Below are 19,134 nucleotides of genomic sequence, written 5' to 3'. Positions count from 1 at the left end.
TTCACTCGCCATTTTCTTCGCCCAGTCCACTCTCCTTGAGCGGCTTGTCGGCGCGGCGTCCGCTGACGGACTCGGTCCAGACCCCGGCCTTGCGCTCGGCTTCGAGTTCGGCGCGGGCGGCAGCCTTGGCCTCGCGGCGCTCGACCTGCTCGTCGCGCTTCTGCCCGCGCGTGGGTCGGTCGCCGATGTCGGCGAAACGCACGTCGGTGCCGCGCGGGGCGGCCAGCAGTTCGGCGCCGGCCATCATGGTCGGCTCCCAGTCGAAGACGACACCGTCGTCCTCGCCGATGACGACCGTGTCGCCCGGCTTGGCACCCTGCTTGAACAGTTCGTTTTCGACGCCGAGCTTGGCCAGGCGGTCGGCGAGGTAGCCGATGGCTTCCTCGTTGGTGAAGTCGGTCTGCTTGACCCAGCGCACGGGCTTGTCGCCCAGGACGCGGAACAGCGGTTCGAGGTTCTTCTCTTCGCGGCGGATCTTGAAGCCGGATTCGTTGACCGCACGCGGCTTGAGGATGGGGGCGTGCACCTTCGGCGGGGCGGCGGCAAGGTCGTCGCGGGCTGCCTGGACGATTTCTCCCATGGCGAAGCCGAGCTGGCGGAGGCCCTCATGGCTGGTTGCCGAGATTTCGAAGACTTTGTAGCCGCGGGATTCCAGTTCCGGACGGACGAACTCGGCCATGTCCTTGCCGTCGGGCAGGTCCACCTTGTTGAGGGCGACCAGGCGGGGACGGTGGTTCAGCGGCACAACCTCGCCGTCGGCTCCGCTGTAGCTCATGTCGACCGCGTACTTCTCCAGCTCGGCCTCGATGATGGCGAGGTCCGAGAGCGGGTCACGGTCCGATTCGAGGGTGCCGCAGTCCAGGACGTGCACGAGGGCGGCGCAGCGCTCGACGTGGCGCAGGAAGTAGTGGCCGAGGCCCTTGCCCTCGCTGGCGCCTTCGATCAGGCCCGGGACGTCGGCAATGGTGAAGCGCACGTCGCCGGCCTGGACGACGCCGAGGTTCGGGATCAGGGTGGTGAACGGGTAGTCGGCGATCTTGGGCCGCGCGGCCGACATGGCCGCGATCAGGCTGGACTTGCCGGCGGAGGGGAAGCCCACCAGGGCGATGTCGGCGATGGACTTCAGTTCCAGGACAACGTCACTGGATTCGCCTTCGATGCCGAGCAGCGCGAAGCCGGGGGCGCGTCGCTTCTGCGAGGAGAGCGAGGCGTTGCCGAGCCCGCCGATGCCGCCGGCGGCCGCGATGTATTCGGCGCCTTCGCTCACCAGGTCCGCGAGGACCTGGCCGTCCTTGGACTTGACCACGGTGCCGACGGGGACCGGAAGGATCAGGGTTTCGCCGTGCTTGCCGGCGCGCCAGTCGCCCATGCCGGGGCCGCCGTTGGTGGCGTGGCGGTGCGGGGCGTGGTGGTAGTCCAGCAGGGTGGTGGTCTGGGGGTCGACGCGCAGGATGACGTCGCCGCCGTTGCCGCCGTTGCCGCCGTCGGGACCGCCGAGCGGCTTGAACTTCTCGCGGTGAACGGAGACACAACCGTGGCCGCCGGTACCGCCGGATACGTGCAGTACTACCCGGTCTACAAAGCTAGCCACGTGGATCTCCTCAGTGCTGTTCCCCGGGTGTCCGAAGACTCCCAAGATGATTGTAATGCGGTTAAAACACCGGTGGAGCGGACCTAATGGCCCGCCCCACCGATTTCAGACTTGTTGTTACTCTGCAGCTGCTGCAGTCACAATGTTCACAACGCGACGACCGCGGCGGGTGCCGAACTCGACAGCGCCGGGGGTCAGGGCGAACAGGGTGTCGTCGCCGCCACGGCCAACGCCGGCGCCCGGGTGGAAGTGGGTGCCACGCTGGCGGACGATGATTTCGCCTGCGGAAACTACCTGGCCGCCGAAGCGCTTGACGCCGAGGTACTGGGCGTTTGAGTCACGACCGTTGCGAGTGGAACTCGCGCCTTTTTTATGTGCCATTTGGAAATGCCTGCCTTAAAATTCTGGGGAATCTGCTGAAAACCTGAACAGTAACGATTAGTTACTTGATACCGGTGATCTTGACCTTGGTCAATTCCTGACGGTGACCCTGGCGCTTCTTGTAACCGGTCTTGTTCTTGAACTTCTGGATGACGATCTTGGGACCGCGAAGGTCCTCAAGGATCTCAGCCGTAACCTTTACCTTGGCCAGGTCCGTAGCTGCAGACGTGACTTTGTCACCGTCTACCAGGAGCAGTGCGGGCAACTCAAAGGTGCTGCCGGCTCCACCGGGGACGCGGTTCAGGGTAACGAAGTCTCCAACGGAAACCTTCTCTTGGCGGCCGCCTGCGCGGACAATCGCGTACACCACTGGGGAACTCACTTCTCTCGACGTTTATTACTAGATTTGCGTGCGGAACCTGGGTCCAAAGTTTCTGGTCCGGCTCACGCTGTGCCTCTACGCCGGTGGGTTCCCCGGGGGGACCCATGAGCTATCCCGTGGACAATCGCACTCGAAATCAAGTGGAGCGTCCTCAAGGTCATAACCCAAGTGTTGGCGTAAGCACCGAAGATCTAGACTACGCTAATTTTGCCTTCGGCCGCAAATGAGGCTGGTTCCGAAGGGAGGTACGTGGTAGGCGCCACTCTGTATGGACAGGGTGTTGCCGCAACGACTTCCGGAACCGTGCCCACCTATCGTACAGGCTTCGCCCGGCTCCCCGGGTCAGGCGTGCAGCCGCGGCGCGTCGAAGAAATCGACCTCGTACCGGGCGGACTGCCGGAAGGCCACGGTCATGGCCAGTCGTTCGCTCTCCGAGGCCGCCCGTCCCGCCGCGTCGGCATAGGCGACCGCCTGCCGGGTGGCGGCGGCGAACTCCTCATCCGCGTAGGTGCGCAGCCATACCGCATACGGGTGCGCGTCCGGGGCGCCGGCGGCGAGGAACTGCCCGTGCAGGGTCTCCCCGACCTCGGCGTAGAGCCAGAAGCACGGCAGCACCGCGGCCACCAGCACCCCGTAGCTGCCGGTGACCGAGGCGGCCAGCAGATGGTCCACGTAGGACTTGGTGACCGGCCCCGGCATCACCTCGGCGGTGCGGGTGCTCAGCCAGGTCCGGTGCAGCTCCGACTCCACTTCGAGGCAGTTCTGGGCGGAACGGGCCCAGAAGAGCTGCTCGGCCTCCGTGGGCGCGATCGCGGCGGCGCGGGCCAGGACCCGGGAATAGCCGTTCAGGTACAGGGCGTCCTGGGCGAGGTAGTAGGCAAACTCCTTCTCCGGCAGCGACCCGTCGGCCAGCGCCCTGATGAAGTCCAGGCCGTAAATCGCGTCGAGGTCCGCCGTTGCCGCGTCCCGCAGCGCCGCGGCGAAGGCACCCTCCGCCGGGACGCGGCCGGTCCTGCCATGGTCCTGGGTGTGCTGCTGGACGTGGTGGAAATGATGCACCGGGCCGTTGCCGGCGCCGACGTCGAGGTCCGCCGAGGCGCGCAGCGCCTCCTGCAGCCACGGCTTGACCTGGCGGAGCGCCGCCTCCCAGTCCCCCGGACCGTCGTGTCCCATGATTCTGGCCTGCACGGTCGCCATCGCCGAGGACAGCGAGCATCCGGTGCCGTGGCTGTTGCGGGTGGGCACCCGCTCCCCCGGCACCACGACGACGTCCTGGGCCAGCAGCCCGACGGTGTTGACCAGCGCGTCCGGGCAGCCGGCGCCGCCTTCCTGGTGGGCCCAGGCGCCCCCGGCGCCGCTGCCGCCGTCGAGGTGGCCGCCCTTCACCAGGACCGTGGCCCCCGTCTGGGCGGCGAGCCGTTTGCCCTGCTGCAGGGCCGCGGCCCAGTTCCCGGCGGCGGGTTCTTTGAGCAGGATGGCGAGTTCGGCGAGGTTGGGGGTGATCAGGTCGGCGTAGGGCAGCAGCGCCTGCAGGGCCGCCTCGGCGGACTCCTGCAGCAGCCGGTCGCCGCTCGTCGCGACCATCACGGGATCCAGGACCACGACGGCGGGCCGGGCCCTCTCCAGCCACGTGCGGACGGCGTCGATCACCTCGGCGTCCCCCAGCATGCCGATCTTGACGGCGTCGATGCTAATGTCCTCGCTGATGGCGTCCAGCTGTGCCGTGAGGAACGCCGCCGGCGGGACATGTACGGCGCTGACGCCGCGGGTGTTCTGCGCGGTCAGGGCGGTGATGGCCGCCATGCCGTAGCCGCCGTGCGCGGCAATGCTTTTGAGGTCGGCCTGGATTCCGGCGCCGCCGGAGGGATCGGAACCGGCGATCGCGAGCACGCGCGGGATCCGTGGTGCCGCCGGGGCAGGAACACACGGAAGAAACGATGAGGTAGCGGTCAAGAGAGACATCCCTTCGCCGGTGCTAACCGACAGGTTCAACGGGTCTGGATCTCAGCCGGCTCGATGCGCGGCACCCCGTGTCAGGGACCCAGCCTAGCCGCATCCCTTAACGAAGCGGCGGGCACGGCCCGAACCTGGTCGTATTGCTACGCCGTCCGGACCGCGCCCGCGGTCTTGCTGAACTGTTCCGCTGTTAGAGCTCCGAAGCCGGAACCCCGACGCCGAGGATGATCGGCTCGGTCGCGGCAGGCTTGGCCGCCGGCGTGGTGGCTGCCGGGACCTTGGCCTCATGCACCGAAACGGCGGCGGTCTGCCGGGTTTCCTGGCGCTGTTCCACCGAGGTCTCGTTGGCTGCGCCCTGGGCGCGGCTGGCGCTGCGGTTGCGGCGTCCGCGGCGGGCCCGGGAGGTGCCGGCCTCGGCTTCCGCCTCGGTTTGGGAACCCGGAGCCTGGGCGCGTCCCGGTCCGGTTCCGCCCGCGCGCGCCGGAGCGGCCGTTGCGGTCCGGGCTGCCGGGGCCTTTGTTGCCGGGGCAGTCACGGACGGCGCAGCCGTTTCCTGCAGAGCCGGTTCCTGCGCGGCCGGAGCCGCGGCTGCCTCGGCTTCACCCAGGTGGGCGAAGGCCTCGGTCAGGAGATCCAGGGTCAGCGAGGGCGCGTTCGTCTCGTCGGCGTGTTCCACGAACGGCAGGGCGACCTGCTCGCCGCCGAAGGTCAGCACGGCGGCGGGACGTCCCGCAGCTTCCTCCGTCGCGGCCAGCTCGACGGCTGCCTCGAGGGCGGCCTGGCGGGTCCCGGCGTCGGCAGCGGTGGCTGCCTCCCCGTCGTGCAGGTGAGCGGCGTGCGCCGCTGCCGCGATGTTCGCCAGCGCGGCGCGGGTGGCCTCGGCCTTGGCGTGGCGCTCGGCCTCTGTGGGCTCGGGGTGGACTGCTGCCGGGGCGTACTGCTCGTCCGCGCCCTGGCCGCCCCTGCCGCGGCGGCGGCTCTTGCGTTCCGTCCGTGCGGCGGGCTGGTGCTCGGTCCGCGGGACGTGGTGCTCGGCCGCCACGACGTTGGCGCGGCGGTGCTCCACCGGCTCGTCGTGGGTGACGATGCCGCGGCCGGCGCAGGTTTCGCACTGCTCGCCGAAGACTTCCAGCAGCCCGGTGCCCATCCGCTTGCGGGTCATCTGCACCAGGCCCAGCGAGGTCACCTCGGCGACCTGGTGCTTGGTCCGGTCCCGGCCCAGGCACTCCACCATGCGGCGCAGCACGAGGTCGCGGTTGGATTCGAGCACCATGTCGATGAAGTCGATCACGATGATGCCGCCGATGTCGCGGAGCCGCAGCTGCCGGACGACTTCCTCGGCTGCTTCGAGGTTGTTCTTGGTGACGGTTTCCTCAAGGTTGCCGCCGCTGCCGGTGAACTTGCCGGTGTTGACGTCCACCACGGTCATGGCTTCGGTGCGGTCGATCACGAGGGATCCGCCGGAGGGCAGGAAGACTTTGCGGTCCAGTGCCTTGTGGATCTGCTCGTCGATGCGCCACGCGGCGAAGATGTCCGTGTCCTTGGTCCACTTCTCCAGCCGGCCCACGAGGTCCGGCGCCACGTAAGTGACGTAGGCCTCGATCGTGTCCCAGGCTTCCTCACCGGAGACGATCAGCTTGGAGAAGTCCTCGTTGAACACGTCACGGACCACCTTGATGGTCAGATCGGGTTCGCCGTAGAGCAGCTCGGGGGCGAGGATCTTGGTCGAGGAAGACTGTCCCTCGATGCCTTCCCACTGGGCGCGGAGGCGGTTGATGTCGTGCGTGAGCTCTTCCTCGGACGCACCCTCGGCGGCTGTGCGGACGATGACGCCGGCATCTTCCGGCAGGCGGTCCTTGAGGATCCGCTTCAGGCGGTTGCGTTCGACGTCGGGCAGCTTGCGTGAGATTCCGGTCATGGAACCGCCGGGAACGTACACGAGGTAGCGGCCGGGCAGCGAGATCTGGCTCGTGAGGCGGGCGCCCTTGTGCCCGACCGGGTCCTTGGTGACCTGGACCAGCACGGAGTCGCCGGACTTCAGCGCGTTCTCGATCCGGCGCTGTTTGCCCTCGAGGTTGACGGATTCCCAGTTGACTTCCCCGGCGTAAAGCACAGCGTTGCGGCCGCGTCCGATATCGACGAAGGCGGCTTCCATGGACGGCAGCACGTTCTGGACCTTGCCCAGGTAGACGTTGCCGATCAGGGAATCCTGCTGGGTCTTCGACACGAAGTGCTCGGCCAGGACGCCGTCCTCGAGGACGCCGATCTGGATTCTGTCGTCGCGCTGGCGGACGATCATCTGGCGGTCGACCGATTCGCGCCGGGCCAGGAACTCGGCCTCGGTGATGACGGTGCGGCGGCGGCCGGTGTCGCGGGATTCGCGGCGGCGCTGCTTCTTCGCCTCAAGCCGGGTGGAGCCCTTCAGGGACGTGACGCGGTTGTTGACGGGCGCCTCGGTGGCTGCGCGGGGCGCCCGGACGCGGGTCACCGTGTTGGGCGGGTCGTTGTCGTCCCCGCCGGTCAGTTCCAGGTCCTGGTCACCACGGCGGCGGCGGCGACGGCGGCGCGAGGTCACACCGTCTTCGAGCTGCTCCTCGGAGTCCTCTTCCGCTTCTTCTCCGGCGTCTTCGGATTCGTTCTCGGCGCCGGGCTCACCGTCGGATGCGCGGCTGCTGCGGCCTCGGCGTCCGCGGCTGCGGCGGCGACGGCGGCTTCCGGCGTCCTCGCCTTCGCCTTCCTCGCCCTCTTCTTCATCGGCTTCCGCCACTGCGGCGGCCGCCGGGGCCGGGCGCACGGCGGTGGCCAGGTCGGGGGCCTGGAAGATCATCGAGGTGACCGCTCCCGGTTCGAGGAAGAGCGAGGCGGCGGCGGACGGTGCTGCGGCGGGCGCTTCTGTTGCTTCTGTTGCTGCAGGCGCAGCGGCTGCTGCTTCCGCGGGGGCAGCTGCGGCCGTTGCGTCCGGCGTCACGGCGGCGTCTGCCGCTGCAGGGGCATCAGCGGCCTGCGCCTCGGTGGAGGGCGTCTCAGCGGCCGGGGCCTCGGTGGCCGGGGTCTCCACGGCGGGGGCAGCGGCCTTGGCGCGGCTGGCGCGGCGCCGTACCGGCTTCTCCACCGGAACGTCAGCGGCGGCTGCGGCAGGGGCGGTCTCTGCCGCGGGCACGGCGGCAGCAGCGTCGTCGTCGGCGAAGGCCGGGAGGGGTTCGGCCGGGGCGGCGACCTTGCGGGTGCGGGAGCGGCGGACGGGTGCCTTGGCCTTAGCTTCCGCGGCCGGAGCCTCGGCTGCCTCGGCGGTGACCGCCGCGTCGGTTGCGTCCTCGGAAGCGGCTGCCGTGTCCGATGCGTCCGCGGGGGCATCCTTCTTCGGAAGTGCCTTGCGGCGGGTCCGGACAGGCCGCTTCGGCGGCGTTGCCGCAACTGCGGCGTCTGCTGATTCATCGGCACCGAGGGCGTAGTCGTTAGCCGTTACAACCTGGTCATTATCCATATGTGGCGACACTCCTGCCCCTGAGTTGCCGCCACATCCGGCACCCCTTGGGGCAATTATTTGTCAACACCCGCAGGCATTGACAGAAGTCAATTGGATACCCTCAGGTTCGCACCGGCAGTGGGGTGCGGCAGCCCTGGAGGGCCGGCGGAATTGTTCTGAAACCCGTTGATCTACACGTCACAACCAGGTGCCGTCCAATGGCATTGCGGGACAGCCTGGATCAGAGGATCCGTGGCTCCCTGCTCATCATTGGCGGTCTTGGGAACAAAGTCGCCGGACCGGAATCCGGATGTGGATCGGGTTCCAGCCACGATCATTGTCTCACAGGACCCGCGAAATCAGGCGTAAGCGAGGCATCCGGCCCGCACCGCGGACCGAATCACTGGGGACCGCACCACGCTTCCCGGACTCCATCCAGTCTCCGGCGATAGAATCGGACCAGTTGCACCGACCAAAGGACTTTCATTCCATGCCCACAATCTCCAGTGCCACCGACGAGGCGGCCGCGCAGCAGCGAGGCTCCAGCACGTCCGTCGCGGAACGGCCGTTGCCTCCGATGACCCGCGACCGCCCGTTCGCGTGGCTCCTGCTGATCACCGGCGTCGTCGGCTGGCTGGCCTCCGGGGCCCTGGTGCTGGAAAAGCTGGAGGTCCTCAAGGATCCCAGCCACGTGACGGTGTGTGATGTGAACCCCTGGATCTCCTGTGGGCAGGTCATGCAGACCTGGCAGGGTTCGGTGTTTGGCTTCCCCAACATGTTCATGGGGATCGTGGCGTTCGCGGTCGTCATCACCACGGCCATGGGTATGCTCGCGGGAGCGACGTTCGCCCGGTGGTACTGGCTGGGCCTGCAGGCCGGCGTGACGCTGGGCTTCGCGTTCGTGGTGTGGCTCTGGTCCCAGGCGCTGTACTCCATTCACATCCTGTGCCCGTTCTGCATGGTCGTCTGGGCTGCGATGATTCCCCTGTTCGTCTGGGTCACCGTCCGCAACGTGACCCACGGCGTCATCCGCCTGCCCGCCGGCGCCACCAGGATCCTGGGCGACTCCGGTTGGATCATCACGGCGCTGCTCTACGTCGCCGTGGTCGCCACCATCTTCTTCGCCTTCATCCAGGTCTTCATCGGGACCTCCGGCTACTAGGCGCACGACCCGCGATAAACCACCGCGAGGTGACAGTTAAGGCCCATGTTCATGATGAACATGGGCCTTAACTGTCACCTCGGCGGGGAGTCGGGTCCGGAAGTTAGTCCTGGAACCAGATTTTGATCTCGCGCTCCGCGGACTCCGCGGAGTCCGAGCCGTGGACCAGGTTCTGCTGCACCTTCAGGCCCCAGTCGCGGCCGAAGTCGCCGCGGATGGTTCCGGGGGCCGCCGTCGTCGGGTCCGTGGTGCCGGCGAGCGAGCGGAAGCCCTCGATCACGCGGTGGCCCTCGAAAATCGCCGCGACGACCGGGCCGCTGAGCATGAACTCGACCAGCGGCTCGTAGAACGGCTTGCCCACGTGCTCCTCGTAGTGCTGCTCCAGCAGTTCGCGGCTCGCGTCGACCTTCTTGAGATCGGCCAGGGTGTAGCCCTTGGCCTCGATGCGGGCGATGATGCTGCCGGTCAGGTTGCGGGTGACGCCGTCGGGCTTGATCAGGACGAGAGTGCGCTCAATGCTCACAGCTGCTCCAATGTGTTGGGGGTGGGATTCGGAAATAAGTCTAGTTGCTTTGATCTTCGGGGTGGGCTGCGTCCCAGGCGGCCTGTTCGCGTTCCCGCTGGGCGGCTTCCCGGTCGATCCGGATGCCGGTGCGGATGCCGTACCACCAGGCCACGGCGAAGAGTCCCCCGACCAGGAACATGGCCGGTTCCAGGATGCCGGTCAGGATCAGCACGATCTGCAGGATCCAGCCCAGGGCCACTCCCCACGGTTTGGTCAGCACCGCGCAGGTCAAGGCGTAGACCAGGCTTAGCGTGATCCCGACCGAGAAGATCAGCACCGGCGGGAATTCGTCCCGGCGCAGCCCGAAGACGGTGAGGGTGCCGAAGAGGACCACGAAGGCCTCCAGCAGCAGCACCGTCGAGGCGAACATGACTTTGGTGGAGCGGCGCTTCTTGGGCATGCCGGGCTGCCATTCGCGCTGGGCTTTGGTGAGTTTCGCCATGGGCTACGCGTCCGCCTTTCCGAGCAGGATCCGGGCTTCCGCGACGAGCGTGATGGACCCGGTGACGAGGACGCCGCCGGCGAGGTCATCGTTGGCTTCGGCCCGTTCCACGGCCCACTCGAGGGCATCGTCCAGCTTTTCGGCCACGTGGATGTTGTCCTCGCCGAAACCGAGCTCCAGCGCGAGTTCCGCCAGGTCCTCGGCCGGCACAGCGCGGGGCGAGTTGGACTGCGTGAAGCAGTATTCGGCGGCCAGGTCCCCGAGGGATTCCTTGAGCTGCCGGAGGATTTCCTCGGCGTCCTTTTCCCGCAGGACACCCACCACCACCACCAGTTTGGTGAAGCTGAACGCCTCGTGGATGGCCTCGGCGGAGACCCGGACGCCCTCGGGGTTGTGCGCGGCGTCCACGATGATGGTCGGCGCGGTGCGCACCACCTCCAGCCGGCCCGGCGAGGTGACGGAGGCGAACGCCTCCTGCACCAGCCCGGCGTCGAGCGCCTTTTCGGCGCCGAAAAAGGCCTCCAGCGCGGCAATCGCGACGGCGGCGTTCTCGGCCTGGTGCGCGCCGTGCAGCGGCACCAGCAGGTCCTCATAGCGGCCCGCAATGCCCTGGATGGTGACCATCTGGCCGCCGACGGCCACGGTGCGGGATTCGACGCCGAACTCGACGCCCTCGAAGCGGAACGGGACGTTGGTTTCCTTGGCCTTTTCCAGCAGCACCTGGGCGGCGTCGCGGGGCTGGGCGGCGCTGACGAGGAAACCGCCCGGCTTGATGATGCCGGCCTTTTCGTGCGCGATGTCTTCGGTGGTGTCGCCCAGGAGGTCGGTGTGGTCCAGCGAGATCGGCGTGACGACAAAGACCTGGCCGTCACCGACGTTGGTCGCATCGGTGATCCCGCCCAGGCCCACCTCGATGACGGCGACGTTGACCGGCTGGTCCGCGAAGACGGCGAAGCCGAGGATGGTGAGGCATTCGAAGTACGTCAGCCGGGGCTGGCCTTCGGCCTCGAGTTCGCTGTCCACGATGGCCAGGTACGGGCGGATCTCGTCCCAGATCCGGACGAAGGTCTCATCCGGCACCGGGTCGCCGTCGATGCTGATCCGTTCGGTGACCCTGGACAGGTGCGGGCTCGTGTACCGCCCGGTACTCAGCCCGTGCGCGCGCAGCCCGGCCTCGATCATGCGGGCTGTGGAGGTCTTGCCGTTGGTGCCGGTGACATGGATGATCGGGAACGCCTTGTTCGGCTCCCCCAGGATGTCCATGGCCCGGTGCAGCGGGGCCAGCCGCGGTTCCATTTTGTTTTCCGGCGCCCGGCCCAGCAGCTCGGCGTAGACGCTTTCTACGGAGAATTCGTCGGTCATGGACTACGCCTCAACTTTCTTGGCAATGCTGACCTGTTTCCTGGCCACGGTGACCTGGGGTTCCTTGACGTCGGCCGCAACAGTTTCCAGCTCGATGGTCAGGGTTTCGGTCTTGACGAGTTCCGCGTTGGCCAGCAGTGCGTCGACGACGTCCTGCTGTGCGGTGACAGTGGTGCGGATCCGGTCGCTGACATTGAGTCCGGCGTCCTTGCGGGCCTGCTGGATGGCGCGGACCATGTCGCGGGCCGCACCTTCGGCTTCGAGCTCCGGGGTGACCTCGGTGTTGAGGACCACAAAGCCGCCGCCCGGCAGGACCGCCGCCGCGCGGGATCCCTCGCCTTCCGCGGCTTCCGCCACGACGGTTTCCAGGGCGTATTCCTGCGGCTCCAGTTCGAGGCCGCCGGCGGTGACCACGCCAGCTTCGCTGAGCGACCAGTCGCCGGACTTGGCTCCCTTGATGGCCTGCTGGACGTTCTTGCCCAGCCGCGGGCCCGCGGCCCGGGCGTTCACCACGAGCTTCTGCTCGATGCCGAACTCCGCCGGGGAGGCGGCCTCCGCGTCGAGCAGGCGGACGGAGCGCAGGTTCAGCTCATCGGCGACGACGGCGGCGAAGCCTTCCAGGGCGTCGGCGCCGGGTGCCACGACGGTGAGTTCCTGCAGCGGCAGCCGGACGCGCAGGTTGGCGGCCTTGCGCAGCGAGGAGCCGGTGGAGCAGATCTGCTGGACCCGGTCCATGGCCTCGACGAGGACCGGATTGGCCGGGAACAGTTCCGCGTCCGGCCAGTCGGCCAGGTGCACGGAGCGCCCGCCGGTGAGGCCGCGCCAGATCTCCTCGGAGACCAGCGGCAGCAGCGAGGCCGAGACCCGGCAGACCGTCTCCAGCGCGGTGTACAGCGCGTCGAAGGCGTCCACGTTCTCGTCGAAGAAGCGCTGGCGGCTGCGCCGGACGTACCAGTTGGTCAGCATGTCCAGGTAGCTGCGCAGTTCGTCGCAGGCCCCGGAGATGTCGTAGCTGTCCAGCTGCGCGGTCATGTTCCGGACCAGGTCGCCGGTGTTGGCCATCAGGTACTGGTCCAGGGTGTCGGAGTAGCCGTCGTAGCGCAGCTGCGCGTCATAGCCGGACGCTTGTCCAGCAGCAGCGTTAGCGGCGTTCGTGTACAGCGTGAAGAAGCTGTACACGTTCCACAGCGGCAGGATGACCTGGCGGACGCCGTCGCGGATGCCCTGTTCGGTGACCACGAGGTTGCCGCCGCGCAGGATCGGGCTGGACATCAGGAACCAGCGCATCGCGTCGGAGCCGTCGCGGTCCAGGACCTCGGAGACGTCCGGGTAGTTGCGCAGGCTCTTGGACATCTTTTGCCCGTCCGAGCCCAGGACGATGCCGTGGCTGATGACGTTGCGGAAGGCCGGCCGGTCGAACAGCGCGGTGGAGAGGATGTGCAGCATGTAGAACCAGCCGCGGGTCTGGCCGATGTACTCGACGATGAAGTCCGCCGGGTTGTGCGTGTCGAACCATTCCTCATTCTGGAACGGGTAGTGGACCTGGCCGTAGGGCATGGAGCCGGAGTCGAACCAGACGTCCAGGACGTCCTCGACGCGGCGCATCACGGACTGGCCCTCCGCCGGGGTGCGGGGGTCGTCCGGGTTGGGGCGGGTCAGTTCGTCAATGAACGGCCGGTGCAGGTCCACCTCGCCGGCCTTGTTCAGCGGCAGCCGGCCGAAGTCGGCCTCGATCTCGGCCAGCGAGCCGTAGACGTCGGTGCGCGGGTAGTCCGGGTCGGTGGACTGCCAGACCGGGATGGGGCTGCCCCAGTAGCGGTTCCGGCTGATCGACCAGTCGCGGGCGTTGGCGAGCCATTTGCCGAACTGGCCGTCCTTGACGTTGCCCGGGATCCAGTTGATGTCCTGGTTGAGCTCGGACATGCGGTCCTTGAACTTGGTGACTTCGACGTACCAGGAGGACACGGCGCGGTAGATCAGCGGGTTCCGGCAGCGCCAGCAGTGCGGGTAGCTGTGCTCGTAGCTGGCCTGGCGGACCAGGCGGCCCTGGGCGCGCAGCACCTGGGTGATCGGCTTGTTGGCCTCGAAGACCTGCAATCCCGCGATCTCGGAAAGCGGGCCGTGGCTGAACAGCGGCAGGAACTTGGCGCCTTCGTCCACGGAGAGGACAACGGGGATGCCGGCCTCTTCACAGACCTTCTGGTCGTCTTCACCGTAGGCGGGAGACTGATGGACGAGGCCGGTACCGTCGGTGGTGGTGACGTAATCGGCCACGAGGAAGCGCCAGGCGTTCTGGTTGCCGTACTTCTCGTCGTCAGCGAAGTAGTCCCAGAGGGGCTCGTACGCCAGGCCCTCAAGTTCGGTGCCGGTGTGGCTGGAGGTGACCGCGGCCTCGGCCGCGGCGGCACCCTCGGCGCCGTCGCCGTAGCCAAGATCCTTGGCGTAGGTGCCGAGCAGTTCGGCGGCTAGCAGGAAGCTGCCCGTGACGGGTGCGTCCGCGGTGGCGGCCTTGACGCCGTTGGGTCCGGCCGGCAGGACCACGTACCTGATGGCAGGCCCGACCGCGAGCGCCGCGTTGGTGGGCAGCGTCCAGGGCGTCGTGGTCCAGGCGAGCGCCTGCACGCCGGCGAGCTGCCTGGACAGCTCCGACTCCCCTGCCGTGATCGGGAAGGTGACGGTGACGGTCTGGTCCTGGCGGTTCTTGTAGACGTCGTCATCCATGCGCAGTTCATGGTTGGACAGCGGCGTCTCGTCCTTCCAGCAGTACGGCAGCACGCGGTAGCCGTTGTAGGTGAGGCCCTTTTCGTGCAGCTGTTTGAAGGCCCAGAGCACGGACTCCATGTACTCGACGTTGAGCGTCTTGTAGTCGTTCTCGAAGTCGACCCAGCGCGCCTGGCGGGTGACGTAGCTCTGCCACTCATCGGCGTACTTCATCACGGAGGCACGGCAGGCGTCGTTGAATTTGTCGATGCCCATGGCCTCGATCTGGGTCTTGTCCGTCATGCCCAGCTGCTTCATGGCTTCCAGCTCGGCGGGCAGCCCGTGGGTGTCCCAGCCGAAGCGGCGCTCGACGCGGCGTCCGCGCTGGGTCTGGTAGCGGCCCACGAGGTCCTTGGCGTAGCCGGTCAGCAGGTGGCCGTAGTGCGGCAGTCCGTTGGCGAAGGGGGGGCCGTCGTAGAAGACGAATTCGTTGCTGCCACGCTTTCCGCCAGGAAGATCGGAGGGGCGCTGGTCGATGCTGGCCTGGAAGGTGCCGTCCTCGTCCCAGTACCTGAGGATGCGCTCTTCGATCTCCGGGAACTTCACGGAGGCCGATACACCAGAGGTGTTGGAAGCACCGGTGTTGGAAGCAGAGGTGGTGGCGCCTGCGCCGGACGTGGCGGCGGAGGCCTTCGGGTAATAAGTCATCTCGACATCCTGGGTTGAGCTAGTGAACAAATGGATTCATTCAGGATGCGAGGACGGACCCTGCGCTGTCTTTCGACAACACCGGCGCCGCGGTACCACCTCACTTACCGGCACCGGTTCCGCTCCCCCGTGGGGAAGCACCGGCGTCGGCCGCTCATTACTGCTGTGACGGGCTTACCCGTCCGGTTCTACCGGCCCTGGCGCACTAAGTTGCAGGAAAGTCGTGGCGCCGGGGCGTTCTTCCGGAAGCTCACCGGTGATGGCCGGGTCAAAGCTGCTGTATGAAGTCTAACAACTGGAACGGGCCCGCAGTGCCTACCCGGAATCCCGTGATGCCGGGACGGACCACGGCGCCATCACGGCGACCCTGGCCGTCCCGGCCACCGGGACAGCGGCGCGCCCGGTGCCTGCGTGAACGGCCACCGGGTGAACGCCGCGCCCCGGCGCGGCGGCTAGCCCTTGCGGATCAGCTTGTAGTTGGAAGCCTGGGCGACCGGGCGGATCACAATCTGGTCCAGGTTGACGTGGTGCGGAGCGACGACGGCGAAACGGACGACGTCGGCGACGTCCGCCGCGGTGAGGGGCTTCTCGACTCCCTGATACACCTTGGCGGCGGCCGACTCGTCGCCGAGGCGGTTCAGCGCGAACTCCTCCGTCTGGACCAGGCCGGGGGCAACCTCGATCACGCGGAGGTTGTGCTCGGCCTCCTCGAGGCGCAGCGCCCCGGTAAGCGCGTGCTGGGCGAACTTCGCCGCGTTGTAGCCGGCGCCGCCCTCATAGGCGGACAGTCCCGCCGTCGAGGTCAGGTTCAGGACGGTGCCTTCACCGCAGGCGCGGAGCATCGGAAGGAAGGCCCGGGTGAGTTTCATGGTGCCCAGGACGTTGACCTCGAACATCCATTCCCAGTCCTCGGTCTTGGCCTCGGCCAACTTGTCCGCGCCGCGGGCGCCGCCGGCGATGTTGATGAGCGTGTCGATGCCGCCGGCACGGGCCACCTCGTCCAGGAGCCGGGCGACGTCGGCGTCCTCGGTCACGTCCGCCGGAAGCGCGATGGCGCCGGTTTCCGCGGCGAGCGCTTCCAGCCGGTCCGCACGGCGGGCGACGGCGTATACGGTCCACCCCTCGGTCCGGAGCGCACGCACGGTGGCCTCGCCGATTCCGGTGCTGGCGCCGGTGACAACCGCTGCTTTGGCTGCTGATGCCTTGATGTCGATTTCCTCAGTCATGGCTCCACAGTAACGGCTTAGCGCTGCAGGAACTCCTGCAGCACCCGGGCGTGGTTGGTCTGCGGGTCCCTGGCCCCGAACAGCAGCGTCACCTTCCCGTGCTCCGCGGCCAGATCCCGGAGCGTCTGCACGGCCGGGTTGCCGTCCAGCTCGGCCTCATAGGCGGCGCGGAAGTCGTCGAAGCGTTCCTGCATGTGCGCGAACTCGGTCCGCAGCGGCGGGCTCGGTGCGACCTCCTTGAGCCACAACACCAGGCGGGCGCGTTCCTTGCTGACCCCGCGCGGCCAGAGCCGGTCCACGAGAACCCGGCAGCCGTCGTCGTCGGCGGGTTCGTCATAGATGCGCTTGATCGCGAAGATTCCGGCAGAACTTCCCTGAGAATTGCCCATCTGCGCATGCTACTTCACGTTACTTCCGCTGCGGCCACACCCGGACAACCCCTCCCCGGTGTCTTCAGGGGTCGAAGTAATGGAAGAATTGGGCCCATGGCTGAAGACACGCAGGGTACAGACACGCCCACCACCGCCCCCATCAACGTTCCGGACAAGCCCGCCCTGGAGGGGCTGGAAGACGCCCTCACCCGGCGCTGGCTTGACGAAGGGACCTACAAGTTCAACCCGGACACCACGCGGGAGCAGGTGTACTCGATCGACACTCCCCCGCCCACGGCGTCGGGTTCGCTGCACGTCGGCCACATGTTCTCCTACACCCAGACCGACGTCCTGGCCCGCTACCAGCGCATGACCGGCAAGAACGTGTTCTACCCGATGGGCTGGGACGACAACGGCCTGCCCACCGAGCGCCGCGTGCAGAACTACTACGGCGTGCGCTGCGATCCGACCACGGCGTACGACGCCGGCTACCGGCCCCCGGCCGAGCCCGCCAAGAACCAGCGCGACTTCGACGTGGTCTCGCGCCGGAACTTCATCGAACTGTGCGAGGAACTCGCCGTCGAGGACGAGAAAGTCTTCGAGAACCTGTTCCAGACGCTCGGCCTGTCCGTGGACTGGGACCTGACCTACCGCACGATTGACGACAAGTCCCGCGCCATCTCCCAGCGCGCCTTCCTGGCGAACCTCGCCGCCGGCGACGCCTACATGGCCGAGGCCCCCACCCTGTGGGATGTCACCTTCCGCACCGCGGTGGCCCAGGCCGAACTCGAGGACCGCGAGGTCGCCGGCGCGTACTACCGCTACCCCTTCTTCACCGAAGACGGCGAGAAGATCTACGTTGAGACCACGCGCCCGGAACTGCTGGCCGCCTGCGCCGCGCTGGTGGCGAACCCCGACGACGAACGGTACCAGCCGCTGTTCGGCAAGAAGGTCACCTCCCCGCTGTTCGGCGTTGAGGTGGAGGTCAAGGCCCACCCGCTCGCCAAGGCGGACAAGGGCTCCGGCATCGCGATGGTCTGCACCTTCGGCGACCTTACCGACGTCACCTGGTGGCGCGAACTCCAGCTGCCCACCCGGGCGATCGTCGGCCGCGACGGGCGCATCATCGGCGAGACCCCGGAGTGGATCACCACCGCCGCAGGCCGTGCCACCTTCGAGTCGATCGCCGGCAAGACGGTCTTCAGCGCCAAGGAGGGCGTGGTGGAGCTCCTGGCCGCCGCCGGACTCCTCGACGGGGAACCGAAGAAGATCATGCACCCGGTGAACTTCTTCGAAAAGGGCGACAAACCCCTCGAGGTCGTGACCTCGCGCCAGTGGTACATCCGCAACGGCGGCCGGGACGCGGAGCGCCGCGAGCGGCTCATTGCCCGCGGCCACGAGATCGATTTCCACCCGGCCTTCATGCGCTCACGCTACGAGAACTGGATCTCGGGGCTGAACGGGGACTGGCTGGTTTCCCGCCAGCGGTTCTTCGGCGTGCCGGTGCCCGTCTGGTACCCGCTGGACGCCGACGGCAACCCCGACTTCGCCACTCCCCTCGTCCCGTCCGATGCGCAGCTCCCGGTGGACCCCGCCGCGGACGCGGCCCCGGGCTATGAGGAGGCCCAGCGCGATCTGCCGGGCGGCTTCACCGGCGACGCCGATGTGCTGGACACCTGGGCCACATCCTCGCTGACCCCGCAGATCGTGGGCGGCTGGAGCACCGACGAGGCGCTCTTCGCCAAGGTCTACCCCTTCGACGTGCGCCCGCAGGGCCACGACATCATCCGGACCTGGCTGTTCTCCTCCGCGGTGCGCGCGGACGCCCTGCAGGACTCCGCGCCGTGGAAGCACGCGGCGATCTCCGGCTGGATCCTGGACCCGGACCGCAAGAAGATGTCCAAGTCCAAGGGCAACGTGATCGTCCCGACCGACGTGCTGGAGGACTACGGCTCGGACGCCGTCCGCTACTGGGCGGCCTCGGCCAAGCTCGGCGCGGACACGGCCTACGAGATCGCGCAGATGAAGATCGGCCGCCGGCTGGCGATCAAGCTGCTCAACGCCTCCAAGTTCGTGCTGAACCTGGGCGCCACGGAAAACTCGGTGGTGTCCGGTGACCTGTCCGTGCTGGGCAACCCCGGGGTTGATCGACCCACCGCGAAAGAAGCACTCGCGTCGGGGCCCTTGATCAACCCCTTGGACCGGGCCGTGCTGGCGCAGCTCTCCGACGTGGTCCAGCAGGCCACGAAGGCGTTCGAAAACTACGACTACGCCCGGGCCCTGCAGATCACGGAGAGCTTCTTCTGGCACTTCACCGATGACTACGTGGAGCTCATCAAGGACCGCGCCTACGGTGCCGCCGGCGAGGCCGAGCAGGCGTCCGTCCTCGCGGCGCTGGCGACGAGCCTGGACACGCTGCTGCGCCTCTTCGCCCCGTTCCTGCCCTTCGCCACGGAGGAAGTCTGGAGCTGGTGGCGCACCGGTTCCGTGCACCGCGCCCAGTGGCCGTCCGCCGTCGAGATCGACGGCGACACCACGCTGCTGGCCACGGTCGGGACCGCGCTCAGCGGCATCCGCAAGGCCAAGTCGGAGGCCAAGGTCAAGCAGCGCACCGAGGTGCTCTCGGCGACCATCACGGCCCCGGAGTCCCTCACCACGCAGCTGAAGGCCGGCCTGGCCGACCTCAAGGCTGCGGCCAACGCGCGCGAGCTGACCCTGGTGGGCGGCAACGGCGAACTGGCCGTGAGCGACGTCGTCCTGGCCCCGCCCGCTGAGGAGCCCGCAAAGGCCTAGCCGTTGAGGCGGGGGAGGCGTTCCGCCGG

13 protein-coding genes are annotated in these 19,134 nt (G+C 67.8%); 2 read left to right on the top strand and 11 right to left on the bottom strand.

Translation table 11 applies throughout. The features are described from left to right. Nucleotide 1: 1 nt before the first annotated feature. The 5 genes from obgE to ACZYZ5_RS03950 form a co-directional block, all read right to left on the bottom strand. Complete coding sequence (obgE, locus tag ACZYZ5_RS03970; protein WP_463899332.1) at nucleotides 2–1,591, bottom strand: GTPase ObgE; 1,590 nt, start codon at nucleotides 1,589–1,591, stop codon at nucleotides 2–4. Between the two features lie 117 nt (nucleotides 1,592–1,708). Beyond that, a complete protein-coding gene (gene rpmA / locus ACZYZ5_RS03965) occupies nucleotides 1,709–1,972 on the bottom strand; it encodes a 50S ribosomal protein L27 (RefSeq protein ID WP_120949928.1) in 264 nt (87 codons plus the stop codon). A gap of 61 nt (nucleotides 1,973–2,033) precedes the next feature. Next, a complete protein-coding gene (rplU, locus tag ACZYZ5_RS03960; RefSeq protein WP_282380108.1) occupies nucleotides 2,034–2,342 on the bottom strand; it encodes a 50S ribosomal protein L21 in 309 nt (102 codons plus the stop codon). Between the two features lie 354 nt (nucleotides 2,343–2,696). Next, nucleotides 2,697–4,316, bottom strand: a complete 1,620-nt coding sequence (locus tag ACZYZ5_RS03955) for a bifunctional hydroxymethylpyrimidine kinase/phosphomethylpyrimidine kinase (RefSeq protein ID WP_463899331.1) — start codon at nucleotides 4,314–4,316, stop codon at nucleotides 2,697–2,699. A 184-nt stretch (nucleotides 4,317–4,500) separates the two neighbouring features. After that, entirely contained in the window at nucleotides 4,501–7,794 is a 3,294-nt protein-coding gene (locus tag ACZYZ5_RS03950) for an Rne/Rng family ribonuclease (RefSeq protein ID WP_463899330.1), read from the bottom strand. A gap of 472 nt (nucleotides 7,795–8,266) precedes the next feature. Between ACZYZ5_RS03950 and ACZYZ5_RS03945 the strand changes: the two genes are divergently transcribed. Next, nucleotides 8,267–8,938 (top strand): vitamin K epoxide reductase family protein, encoded by a 672-nt coding sequence (locus tag ACZYZ5_RS03945; RefSeq protein WP_463899329.1) that lies wholly within the window; start codon nucleotides 8,267–8,269, stop codon nucleotides 8,936–8,938. A gap of 103 nt (nucleotides 8,939–9,041) precedes the next feature. Here the strand turns inward: ACZYZ5_RS03945 and ndk are convergent, their stop codons facing one another. The 6 genes from ndk to ACZYZ5_RS03915 all read right to left on the bottom strand — a co-directional run bounded on the left by ndk (nucleotide 9,042) and on the right by ACZYZ5_RS03915 (nucleotide 16,330). Further along, nucleotides 9,042–9,461 carry a nucleoside-diphosphate kinase gene (ndk, locus tag ACZYZ5_RS03940; protein WP_463899328.1) on the bottom strand — a complete coding sequence of 140 codons (420 nt, stop codon included), beginning with the start codon at nucleotides 9,459–9,461 and terminating at the stop codon, nucleotides 9,042–9,044. Nucleotides 9,462–9,501: 40 nt separating this feature from the next. Next, a complete protein-coding gene (locus ACZYZ5_RS03935; RefSeq protein WP_463899327.1) occupies nucleotides 9,502–9,945 on the bottom strand; it encodes a DUF4233 domain-containing protein in 444 nt (147 codons plus the stop codon). A 3-nt stretch (nucleotides 9,946–9,948) separates the two neighbouring features. Further along, a complete protein-coding gene (locus tag ACZYZ5_RS03930) occupies nucleotides 9,949–11,307 on the bottom strand; it encodes a bifunctional folylpolyglutamate synthase/dihydrofolate synthase (RefSeq protein ID WP_463899326.1) in 1,359 nt (452 codons plus the stop codon). Nucleotides 11,308–11,310: 3 nt separating this feature from the next. Then, nucleotides 11,311–14,715, bottom strand: a complete 3,405-nt coding sequence (gene ileS, locus ACZYZ5_RS03925) for an isoleucine--tRNA ligase (protein ID WP_463899325.1) — start codon at nucleotides 14,713–14,715, stop codon at nucleotides 11,311–11,313. A gap of 452 nt (nucleotides 14,716–15,167) precedes the next feature. After that, a complete protein-coding gene (locus ACZYZ5_RS03920; protein ID WP_463899323.1) occupies nucleotides 15,168–15,941 on the bottom strand; it encodes an SDR family oxidoreductase in 774 nt (257 codons plus the stop codon). Between the two features lie 17 nt (nucleotides 15,942–15,958). Beyond that, nucleotides 15,959–16,330, bottom strand: a complete 372-nt coding sequence (locus tag ACZYZ5_RS03915) for a DUF488 domain-containing protein (protein ID WP_463899322.1) — start codon at nucleotides 16,328–16,330, stop codon at nucleotides 15,959–15,961. Between the two features lie 96 nt (nucleotides 16,331–16,426). Here ACZYZ5_RS03915 and valS point away from each other — a divergent pair, with 96 nt between their 5' ends. Next, nucleotides 16,427–19,105 carry a valine--tRNA ligase gene (gene valS, locus ACZYZ5_RS03910; protein WP_463899321.1) on the top strand — a complete coding sequence of 893 codons (2,679 nt, stop codon included), beginning with the start codon at nucleotides 16,427–16,429 and terminating at the stop codon, nucleotides 19,103–19,105. The last annotated feature ends 29 nt before the right edge of the window (nucleotides 19,106–19,134 follow it).

The sequence above is a fragment of the Pseudarthrobacter ribosi genome (assembly GCF_055412865.1).
Note: the sequence above shows the minus strand (reverse complement) of the source record. Positions and strands in the feature narration are given on the sequence as shown.